The sequence below is a fragment of the Paracoccus sp. MKU1 genome (assembly GCF_001447385.1).
GTDB lineage: Bacteria > Pseudomonadota > Alphaproteobacteria > Rhodobacterales > Rhodobacteraceae > Paracoccus.
Map to the genome: position 1 here is coordinate 1 of NZ_LLWQ01000117.1, position 10,051 is coordinate 10,051.

At 68.0% G+C, this 10,051-nt stretch carries 8 protein-coding genes and 2 pseudogenes; 7 read left to right on the top strand and 3 right to left on the bottom strand.

Going from position 1 to position 10,051, the window contains the following annotated elements; translation table 11 throughout:
* The 4 genes from AQY21_RS07530 to AQY21_RS07545 all read left to right on the top strand — a co-directional run.
* Positions 1–598 (top strand): tripartite tricarboxylate transporter substrate-binding protein (locus AQY21_RS07530; RefSeq protein ID WP_255374796.1); only part of this gene is annotated, 598 nt, incomplete at its 5' end.
* A gap of 62 nt (positions 599–660) precedes the next feature.
* Positions 661–1,125, top strand: coding sequence for a tripartite tricarboxylate transporter TctB family protein (locus AQY21_RS07535; protein WP_058097102.1), 465 nt, complete (start codon positions 661–663; stop codon positions 1,123–1,125).
* Between the two features lie 12 nt (positions 1,126–1,137).
* Positions 1,138–2,646, top strand: coding sequence for a tripartite tricarboxylate transporter permease (locus AQY21_RS07540; RefSeq protein ID WP_058097103.1), 1,509 nt, complete (start codon positions 1,138–1,140; stop codon positions 2,644–2,646).
* A gap of 22 nt (positions 2,647–2,668) precedes the next feature.
* Positions 2,669–3,634, top strand: coding sequence for a tripartite tricarboxylate transporter substrate binding protein (locus AQY21_RS07545; RefSeq protein WP_058097104.1), 966 nt, complete (start codon positions 2,669–2,671; stop codon positions 3,632–3,634).
* Positions 3,635–3,690: 56 nt separating this feature from the next.
* On the opposite strand, the gene AQY21_RS07550 is transcribed toward AQY21_RS07545, so the two are convergent.
* A complete protein-coding gene (locus tag AQY21_RS07550; RefSeq protein ID WP_058097105.1) occupies positions 3,691–4,500 on the bottom strand; it encodes a FadR/GntR family transcriptional regulator in 810 nt (269 codons plus the stop codon).
* A gap of 159 nt (positions 4,501–4,659) precedes the next feature.
* Here AQY21_RS07550 and AQY21_RS07555 point away from each other — a divergent pair, with 159 nt between their 5' ends.
* Genes AQY21_RS07555 through glcF form a run of 3 tightly spaced genes read left to right on the top strand, consistent with a single transcriptional unit; the run spans position 4,660 to position 8,532 of the window.
* Positions 4,660–6,105: an FAD-linked oxidase C-terminal domain-containing protein gene (locus AQY21_RS07555; RefSeq protein WP_203416439.1), complete on the top strand. Its 1,446-nt coding sequence runs from the start codon at positions 4,660–4,662 to the stop codon at positions 6,103–6,105.
* Positions 6,102–7,235 (top strand): FAD-binding protein, encoded by a 1,134-nt coding sequence (locus tag AQY21_RS07560; protein ID WP_058097107.1) that lies wholly within the window; start codon positions 6,102–6,104, stop codon positions 7,233–7,235. Before AQY21_RS07555 ends, AQY21_RS07560 begins: the two co-directional genes overlap by 4 nt.
* A gap of 1 nt (position 7,236) precedes the next feature.
* Positions 7,237–8,532 carry a glycolate oxidase subunit GlcF gene (gene glcF, locus AQY21_RS07565; RefSeq protein WP_058097108.1) on the top strand — a complete coding sequence of 432 codons (1,296 nt, stop codon included), beginning with the start codon at positions 7,237–7,239 and terminating at the stop codon, positions 8,530–8,532.
* Here the strand turns inward: glcF and AQY21_RS27690 are convergent.
* Positions 8,529–9,294: pseudogene (locus tag AQY21_RS27690) on the bottom strand (IS5 family transposase). The gene glcF and the pseudogene AQY21_RS27690 sit on opposite strands and share 4 nt — an antisense overlap.
* Positions 9,295–9,503: 209 nt before the next feature.
* Positions 9,504–10,051: pseudogene (locus tag AQY21_RS27695) on the bottom strand (transposase); the annotation flags it as partial.

Below are 10,051 nucleotides of genomic sequence, written 5' to 3' on the forward strand. Positions count from 1 at the left end.
CGTCGCCCGCAAGGACTTCGAGCCGGACGACTTCACCGCCTTCATCTCCTACGTCAAGGACAACGCGGACAACCTGACGCTGGCCAATGCCGGCATCGGCTCGGCCTCGCATCTGTGCGGCATGATGCTGATGTCGGCGCTCGAGGCGCCGCTGGTGACGGTCCCCTACAAGGGCACCGGCCCGGCGATGACCGACCTGCTGGGCGGGCAGACCGACATCATGTGCGACCAGACCACCAACACCACGCAGCAGATCAAGGGCGGCACGATCAAGGCCTATGCCGTGACCACGCCCGAGCGGCTGGAGCTGTTCCCGGACCTGCCCACGGCGATGGAAAGCGGGCTCGAAGGCTTCGACGTCTCGATCTGGCACGGCATCTATACGCCCAAGGGCACGCCGGCCGAGGTGAACGAGCGGCTGTCGCAATCGCTGCAATCGGCGCTGGCCGACGAGGGGGTCGTGAAGGCCATGGCCGACCTCGGCACCGCGCCCTCGCCGGCCGAGGACGCGACGCCCGCGGCGCTTCAGGCCAAGCTCGAGGCCGAGATCGCCCGCTGGAAGCCGGTGATCGAGGCCGCGGGCGTCTACGCCGACTGAACCGGCAGGCCCCGCCGCCCGCGATGCGCGGCGGGGCCGGCTGCAAAGCAGGGGGGAAACACATGTCCACGAAACCCAAGGACGGGACCGACATCGCCGCCGGGCTGCTCTTGATGGCGGCGGCGGGATTTTTCGGCTGGCAGACGATGGGGCTGGAAATCGGCACCTCGCTGCGCATGGGGCCCGGCTATTTCCCGATGGTGCTGTCGGGGATCCTGTTCCTGCTGGGGCTGATCGTGTTCTTGCGTGCCTTCGGCCGCGAGGATGACGAGCCCTTCGGCAAGGTCGCCTGGCGCGGCATCCTGTTCATCCTGCCGGCGCCGATCTTCTTCGGCCTGACCGTGCGCGGCCTCGGCTTCGTGCCGGCGCTGTTCCTGACCACGCTGATCGCCTCGCAGGCCTCGATGCGGATGCGGCCGCTGGCGGCGCTGATCCTGGCGGTGGCGGTGACGATCCTGTCCACGCTGATCTTCAGCTATGGGCTCGGCCTGCCGTTCCGGCGCTTCGGCCCCTGGGTCCAGTTCTAGAAAGGGGGCGGCATGGATCTGCTCAGCAATCTCGCGCTTGGCTTCTCGGTCGCCTCGTCGCTGGCGAACCTGGCCTTCTGCCTGATCGGGGTGCTTCTGGGCACGCTGATCGGGGTGCTGCCGGGCATCGGCGCCACGGCGACCATCGCCATGCTGCTGCCGATCACCTTCCAGCTCGAGCCGGTCAGCTCGCTCATCATGCTGGCGGGGATCTATTACGGCGCGCAATATGGCGGTTCGACCACGGCGATCCTGATCAACATGCCGGGCGAAAGCTCGTCCGCCGTCACCGCCATCGACGGCTACCAGATGGCGCGCAAGGGCCGCGCGGGCACGGCGCTGGCCACGGCGGCGCTGGGGTCGTTCTTTGCCGGGACCGTCGCCACCTTCCTGGTCGCGATCTTTGCCCCGCCGCTGACAGCAGTGGCGCTGAAATTCGGCGCGGCCGAGTATTTCAGCCTGATGGTCATGGGGCTGGTCATGTCGGTGGCGCTGGCGCACGGTTCGGTCCTGAAGGCGCTGGCCATGGTGGTGCTGGGCCTGCTGCTGGGCATCGTCGGGACCGACATCTATACGGGCGCGCCGCGCTTTACCCTGGGCATCACCCAATATGCCGACGGGCTGAACTTCGTCGCCGTCGCCGTGGGCGTCTTCGGCATCGCCGAGATCCTGCGCAACCTCGAGGACGAGCATGACCGCGAGGTGATGACCAAGAACATCAGCCGCCTGTTCCCCACCCGCGAGGAATTCAGGCAGATGATCGGCCCGGTCCTGCGCGGCACCGGCATCGGCTCGGTCCTGGGCATCCTGCCGGGCGGCGGCGCGATCCTGGCCAGCTTCGCCTCCTACACGGTCGAGAAGAAGGTCTCGGACCGGCCGCAGGAGTTCGGCAAGGGGGCGCTGGCCGGCGTCGCCGGCCCGGAAAGCGCCAACAATGCCGGGGCGCAGACCTCGTTCATCCCGCTGCTGACGCTGGGCATCCCGGCGAACCCGGTCATGGCGCTGATGATCGGCGCGATGATCATCCAGGGCATCGTGCCGGGGCCGAACGTGGTCAGCGAACAGCCGGCGCTGTTCTGGGGCATCATCGCCAGCATGTGGATCGGCAACCTGATGCTGGTGATCCTGAACCTGCCGCTGATCGGGCTGTGGGTCAGGCTGCTGACGGTGCCCTATTACGTGCTGTTCCCGATCATCATGGCGATGTGCTCGATCGGGGTCTATTCGGTGGCCTCGAACACCTATGACCTCTATGCCGTCGCCTTCTTCGGGCTTCTGGGCTATGTCATGTCCAAGCTGCGCTGCGAGCCGGCGCCCCTGCTGCTGGGCTTCGTGCTCGGCCCGCTGCTCGAGGAGAACCTGCGCCGGGCGATGATCCTGTCGCGGGGCGATCCCATGACCTTCCTGACCCGCCCGATCAGCGCCACCCTGCTGGGGCTGTCGTTGGTCGTGCTGGTGCTGGTCTTCCTGCCGCAGATCCGCAAGCGCCGGGACGAGGTCTTTACCGAAAGCGATGCCTGAGACAGTCAACAGAGAGGAAACCATGACCGCATCCATCACCCGCCGCCTGCTTCTGGGCGCCGCCGTGGCGCTTGGCCTCGCGGGCGCCGCCGCTGCCGACTATCCGGACCGGCCGATCACCCTGGTGATCCCCTTCGCCGCCGGCGGCTCGACCGATGTGGTCGGCCGCATCGTCGCCGACCGCATGAGCCAGGAACTGGGCCAGCAGGTCATCGTGCAGAATGTCGGCGGCGCCGGCGGCAGCCTGGGCGCGGCCCAGGTCGCCAAGGCCGAGCCGGACGGCTACACGATCCTGATGGCCACGGTCGCCACCCATGCGCTGAACCCGCTGATCCTGAAGCAGAAACCCTATGACCCGGTCGAGGATTTCGCCCCGGTCTCGCTGCTGGTGCTGGTGCCGAACGTGCTGGCGGTGAACCCGGAACTGCCGGTCAACACCGTGCAGGAACTGATCGACCTGTCCAAGTCCGAGCCGCTGGCCTATGCCTCCTCCGGCAACGGCACGCCGCTGCACCTGTCGGGCGAGCTGTTCAAGGCCATGGCCGGGATCGACCTGACCCATATCCCCTACAAGGGCTCGGGGCCGGCGCTGACCGATGTGCTGGGCAACCAGGTGCCGATCATCTTCGACAACCTGCCTTCGGCCTCCGGCCATATCGCCTCGGGCAAGCTGCGGGCGCTTGGCGTGACCACGGCGGAACGCGCGCCCAGCTTCCCCGACGTTCCCGCCATCGCCGAGACCCTGCCGGGATACGAGACCTATACTTGGAACGCGCTTTTCGCCCCTGCCGGCACGCCGCCCGAGGCCATCGAGGCGCTGAACAAGGCCGCGCTGACCGCCATGGCCGATCCGGCGGTGGCCGAGCGGATGAAGGAGTTCTCGGCCACCATCGTCGCCTCGACGCCCGAGGAACTGGCCGAGCACGTCAAGGCCGAGATGGCGAAATGGGAGCCGGTGGTCCGCGACGCAAACGTCAGCCTGGACTGACCTGGGATCGAAAGGCCGGGCACCGTCCCGGCCTTTTCCTTGCCGGCTAGCCCTCTCTAGCCCTCGGCGGCCGGGGCGGATTTCGTCCCGGCCGCGCGCGTGCCCGCCCCGCCGCCGTTCAGCCGGCGCAGCGACAGGTCCAGCCGCGCCTCGGCCTCGCGGATCTCGCGGCTGGCCTGGCGCAGATAGCCGATATGTTCGCCCGCCGCCTGCCGCGCGGCTTCCGCGTCGCGGGCAAGGATCGCCTCGGCAATGGCGCGGTGCTGCTGGCGCAACAACTCGCGGATGGCCGGCACGGCAAACAGCCGGCTGCGGTTCTGGATCACGTCCGAGCGCAAGACCCCGGCCAGCGCCTGCATGATCTGGAGCAGCGTCAGGTTGTGGCTGGCCTCATAGATCAGCAGGTGCAATTCGGCATCCGCCTCGGCCTCTTCCTCGGTATCGGCGCGGACATGGGCGCGGTCCATGCGGTCCAGGCAATCGCGGAGGCGCGCCAGTTCCACCTCGGTCGCCCGCTGCGAGGCCAGCGCCGCGGCCGCGCTTTCGACGATGCCGCGAAACTCCAGATAGTCGTCCGCCGCCTCGGCATGGCGCACCAGCATGGCGATCAGCGGGTCGGTGATCGCGGCCTGGCCCAGGGCCGCCACCCGGCTGCCGCGCCCGCCGGCGCTGGTCAGCAGCCCGCGTTCCTCCAGGATCTTCAACCCGTCGCGCAGGGTCGAACGCGAGACGTTCAGCCGCTCGGCCAGCTCGCGCTCGGGCAGCAGGCGTTCGTCGGGGCGCAGCGAGCCCTCCAGGATCAGCGATTCGAGATGCTGGGCCACGGCCTCGGCGGCGCGTTCGGATTTCACGGAAGCGTTGGTCATGGGCGCTCATGCAGTTGTCGGATCCCTGCCATGTAAGCACGGGACGGGCGCGGTGGTCCAGAAAAATACCGATTGACTAGTATGGTCTGAAAATTATACCAAGAATGCAGGGCAGGAGACGGGCCTGCCGTTTGACCAAGGGAGGAGAGCTTGTCCGGTATCGCCATGCCCCGGCCCGATGCGGGCATTCTTGCGCGCGCGCCGCAGATCGTCGCCGCCCTGCGGGAGGTGCTGCCCGAGGATGCAGTGATCTGGGACCCCGAGGAGACGCGCGCCTATGAATGCGACGCGCTGACCGCCTATCGCTGTCCGCCGCTGGCCGTGGTGCTGCCGCGCACGACGGCCGAGGTCGCGGCCGCCATGCGCATCTGCCACGAGATGCGGGTGCCGGTGGTGCCGCGCGGCGCGGGAACCTCGCTGGCCGGGGGCGCGCTGCCCACGGCGGATTCGGTCATCATCGCCACCCTGCGCCTGCGCGAGGTGCTGGAGATCGACACCCAAAACCGCTTCATCCGCGTGCAGACCGGCGTGACCAACCTGTCGGTCAGCGCCGAGCTGGAGCCACAGGGCTTCTTCTATGCGCCCGACCCGTCCTCGCAACTGGCCTGCACCATCGCCGGCAATATCGCGATGAACTCGGGCGGGGCGCATTGCCTGAAATACGGCGTGACCACCAACAACCTGATGGGCGCCACCGTGGTGCTGCCCACCGGCGAGGTGGTCGAACTGGGCGGGCCGGAAATGGGGCCGACGGGCCTGGACCTGATGGGGCTCCTCTGCGGCTCGGAAGGCCAGCTCGGCATCGTGACCGAGGCCACCCTGCGCATCCTGCCGCGGCCCGAGGGCGCGCGCCCGGTGCTGATCGGCTTCGACGGCGCCGAGGTGGCGGGGGAATGCGTGGCGCGGATCATCCGCTCGGGCGTGCTGCCGGTCGCCATCGAATACATGGACGATGTCTGCCTGCGCGCAGTCGAGGCCTTCGCCCATGCCGGCTATCCCGATTGCGCCGCGGTGCTGATCGTCGAGGTCGAGGGCTCGCCCGCCGAGATCGACCACCAGATCGCCCGCATCCGCGAGATCGCCGATGCGCTGAACCCGGTCGAATTCCGCGAAAGCCGCAATGCCGATGAGGCGATGGCGATCTGGAAGGGCCGCAAGTCGGCCTTTGGCGCCATGGGCCGGTTGGGCGATTACATCTGCCTGGACGGCACGGTGCCGGTGGGGCAGCTGCCCTATACGCTGAAGATGATCGGGGAACTTTCGCGCCAGCACGGGCTGGAAGTCGCGAACGTCTTCCATGCCGGCGACGGCAACATGCACCCGCTGATCTTGTTCAACGCCAACAAGCCCGGCGATCTGGAACGCGCCGAGGCCTTCGGCAACGACATCCTGCGGCTTTGCGTCGATGTCGGCGGCTGCCTGACCGGCGAGCATGGCGTGGGCATCGAAAAGCGCGACCTGATGACCAAGCAGTATGACGGCCCCGACCTGGAGATCCAGATGGCGGTCAAGGACGCTTTCGACCCGCGCTGGCTGCTCAATCCGGCCAAGGTCTTTCCGCTGGACGCCAGCCAGCCCTGGCGCGAGGAGGCAGCCGCCCGATGACCCCCGACAATCCCAGCCGCGCGGGACTTTCCCCCGCCAGCGAGGCCGAGCTTGGCGCCCTGATCGCCGAGCGTTTCGCCACCTGCCAGCCCTTGCGCATCACCGGTGGCGGCACCCGGGTCGAAACCGGTCATCTGCCGGGCGATACCCTTTCGACCGCCGCGATCTCGGGTGTCGTGACCTACGAGCCGGGCGAGATGACGCTGATCGCCCGTGCCGGCACGCCCTTGGACGAGATCCAGGCGATGCTGGCCGCCGAGGGCCAGGCGCTGGCCTTCGAGCCCGCCGACATGCGCGGCGTGCTGGGCCAGGGCGGCACGCCGACCATCGGCGGCGTGGTCGCGGCCAATGCCAGCGGCCCGCGCCGGCTGCTGGCCGGGGCCTGCCGCGACCATCTGTTGGGCGTGCGCTTCGTGGACGGGCAGGGAAGGGTGCTGAAGAACGGCGGAAGGGTGATGAAGAACGTCACGGGCCTTGACCTGGGCAAGCTGCTTTGCGGCGCGCATGGCACGCTGGGCGTGCTGACCGAGGTGGCGCTGAAGACCCTGCCGCACCTGCCCGACCGCTGCACGCTGGGCTTTCACGGTGTCACGGTCGAGGAGGCGGTGGCGATCTTCTCGGCCGCGCTGGCGACCCCTTTCGAGGTCTCGGGCGCTGCTTTCCGCGACGGCTCGGCCTGGCTGCGGATCGAGGGGCTGGGGCCGCAATTGGGCTATCGGCGCGACCGGCTGCTTGCGCTGCTGGCACCGCGCGAGGCCGAGCTGCTGGACGATGCCGCCACCGTGGACCTGTGGCGCGAGCTGCGCGACCTGGCGCATTTCGCCGGCGCGGACGCGCCGCTCTGGCGGGTGCTGGTCAAACCCAGCGACGCACCGGCCACGGCGCGGGCCTTGCAGGCGCTGGGGGGCGAGGCCTCGCTCGACTGGGGCGGCGGGCTGGTCTGGTATTGCGGGCCGGGCAGTCCGCAGGCGGTGCGGCAAGTGGCCCTTCATGCCACGCTGGTCCGGCGCGGCGGGCTGACCGGCCCGGCCTTCCCGCCGGAGGCCCCGGCCGTCGCCCGGCTCTCGGCCGGGCTGCGCCAAAGGTTCGACCCCGCCGGCATCCTCAATTCCGGCCTGATGGATCGCTGACATGCAGACCAATTTCACCGCCGAACAACTGGCCGACCCCGGCACGGCCCGCGCCAACGAGATCCTGCGCAGCTGCGTCCATTGCGGCTTCTGCACCGCGACCTGCCCGACCTACAAGGTGCTGGGTGACGAGCTGGACAGCCCGCGCGGCCGCATCTACCTGATCAAGGACATGCTGGAAAACGGCAAGGTTCCCGACGCCAAGACCGTCGGCCATATCGACCGCTGCCTTTCCTGCCTGTCCTGCATGACCACCTGCCCCTCGGGCGTGCATTACATGCACCTGGTCGATCACGCCCGCGAATACATCGAAAAGACCTATCGCCGCCCCTTGGGCGAGCGGGCGCTGCGCTGGCTCTTGGCACGGATCCTGCCCTATCCGGGGCGCTTCCGGCTGACGCTGATGGGCGCGAAGCTGGCGCGACCGTTTCGGCGGCTGGTGCCGGATGCGCGGCTGCGGGCGATGCTGGACATGGCGCCCCGCGACATCCCGCCGCCCAGCCTGAACGACCGCCCGCAGGTCTTTGCCGCCGAGGGGCCGCGCCGCAAGCGGGTGGCACTGCTGATCGGCTGCGCGCAACGGGCGCTGAACACCGACATCAATGACGCGACCATCCGCCTCTTGCGCCGGCATGGCTGCGAGGTGGTGATCCCGCGCGGGATCGGCTGCTGCGGCGCGCTGACCCATCACATGGGCAAGACCGTCGAAAGCCACGCCATGGCCGCCGCCAATATCCGCGCGCTGATGAGCGAGGTCGCGGGCGAGGGGCTGGACGCGGTGGTCATCAACACCTCGGGCTGCGGCACCACGGTCAAGGATTACGGCCATATGTTCGCGCATGACCCGCTGGCCGAGGATGCGGCGCGGGTGGCCGCGCTGGCCAAGGACATCACCGAGGTCATGGCCGACCTGGGCCTGCGCGAGCCCGGCTATGCCGAGCCGCTGCGCGTCGGCTATCACGCCGCCTGCTCGTTGCAGCACGGCCAGCAGATCCGCGCGACGCCCAAGGAGCTTCTGGCCGCCGCCGGCTTCACCGTGCTGGAGCCGAAGGACGCGCATATCTGCTGCGGTTCGGCAGGCACCTACAACCTGATGCAGCCGGCGATCTCGGCCGAGTTGAAGCGTCGCAAGGTCGAGACGCTGGAGGCGCTGACCCCCCAGGTCATCAGCGCCGGCAATATCGGCTGCATGATGCAGATCGGCTCGGGCACCGGCGTGCCGGTGGTCCATACGGTCGAGCTGCTCGACTGGGCCACGGGCGGGCCAAGGCCGCCGGCGCTGGCGGCGATGGTCTAGGTCACCGCCTCATATGTCCGCAACCAGATGCGCAGAGCTGCGAGTTGGACGGAGGGGATGAAGTTGTCGTCGCGCTTGTCATAGCGGGCTGCGACGGCGCGGAAATGTTTGAGCTTGTTGAAGAACCGCTCGATCCTGTTTCTTTGTTGATAGAGGATCGGATCGAAAGCCGGACGGCGCTTTCGCGTCGGCATCAGCCGGATGCAGGTTCCGGCCCCGCGCGCGGCAAGGCTGCGATGCGGGCCATCGCTGTCATAGCCCCGGTTGGCCAGCAGGGTCTGGCTGGTGCCGATGCCCTCCAGCATATCCGCCGCGCACCGGCCGTCATGCGCCTGACCTTCGGTCAGTTTCAGGCGGATCGGGCGACCGAGAGCATCAGAGCATGGATCTTGGTGGTCAGCCCGCCGCCTGGGCGACCCATGCAACGGGATCGGAGATGTTTTTTTGACCGTTGGCGGCATGGTGGTGAACCCGGAACGAAGACGCGTCGATCATCTGGATGTCACCATGGTAAGCCTCTGATACAGCGTGCAGAATATGCGCCGAATGGCCCGCCCGCCGCCAGCGGTTGAAGCAGTTCACGCATGGGGTGCGGGGGCCATGGCGCGCTGGAATGTCCGCCCAGGGCGCCCCGGTCCTCAGCCGCCAGAAGATCCCGTTCAGCACCCGCCGGTCATCCACCCGCTTCACCCCGCGCACCTTGGTCGGCAGCAACGGCTGGATCACTCCCCACTCGAAATCCGTCAGGTCAAAACGCGCCATCTTCCCCGCCCTCGCATGCAAAAAGAGAATCACGGAAAGACCGGAAAGGGAAACACTTCATGGGTATGTGACCTATCACTACTTTGGCAGAAGTCTGTTGAGCATTTTTCGCCACTTCCTACGGCAGTGGGGACAGTTGGGCGGCGGCTGACTGAGCTGGATCAAGATCGTCTGCCTGATAGCTGGTAAGCTCAGTTGTGGCGGGGGAGCTGGGGCCCTTTTTTCCGATCCGCTGCCTTCAGGCGTCGGGCTTGCAGGAAGGCGAACGCGATCATGGTCATGAGCGCATGTCGGTGCAGGCCCTGCCATGATCGGCCCTCGAAGTGGTCAAGGCCCAACTCTTCCTTGAGCTGCTGATGGGCTTGCTCACAGACCCAACGGGCCTTGATGGCCCCGGCCAGTTTCTTGAGCGGTGTGTCGGCCGCAGGTTGCTGAGGTAGTATTTGCGCTCGCCGGTGGAACGGTGCTCGCCGACCAGCCAGACCTCCTCGCCGGGCAGATGCTGCTGGCCAGGATTGCCAATGCGCTGCGGCGGTCCGTCGGCGACACGGACACGCATGGCAGCGAACCGGGCTGAGAGCTTGCCTTTCGTGCCGCGCCGCCAGCTCACGGCCTGCTACTTCGCCTTCTCAAGTATCTCCTGCGCCGGGCGAGATGGGACATCGGGGACATGGTTCTTGCGCGGTCGCCCGCGACCGGCGACCGGGAAGATCAGGGCAACGTTGGCCGGGTAGACCTTCTGCTTGTGAGGGATGCC

Bases quoted from the DNA above. Each gene is read 5' to 3' on its own strand.
- AQY21_RS07535 (WP_058097102.1), top strand. From the start codon at position 661: ATGTCCACGAAACCCAAGGACGGGACCGACATCGCCGCCGGGCTGCTC.
- AQY21_RS07540 (WP_058097103.1), top strand. From the start codon at position 1,138: ATGGATCTGCTCAGCAATCTCGCGCTTGGCTTCTCGGTCGCCTCGTCG.
- AQY21_RS07545 (WP_058097104.1), top strand. From the start codon at position 2,669: ATGACCGCATCCATCACCCGCCGCCTGCTTCTGGGCGCCGCCGTGGCG.
- AQY21_RS07550 (WP_058097105.1), bottom strand. From the start codon at position 4,500: ATGACCAACGCTTCCGTGAAATCCGAACGCGCCGCCGAGGCCGTGGCC.
- AQY21_RS07560 (WP_058097107.1), top strand. From the start codon at position 6,102: ATGACCCCCGACAATCCCAGCCGCGCGGGACTTTCCCCCGCCAGCGAG.
- glcF (WP_058097108.1), top strand. From the start codon at position 7,237: ATGCAGACCAATTTCACCGCCGAACAACTGGCCGACCCCGGCACGGCC.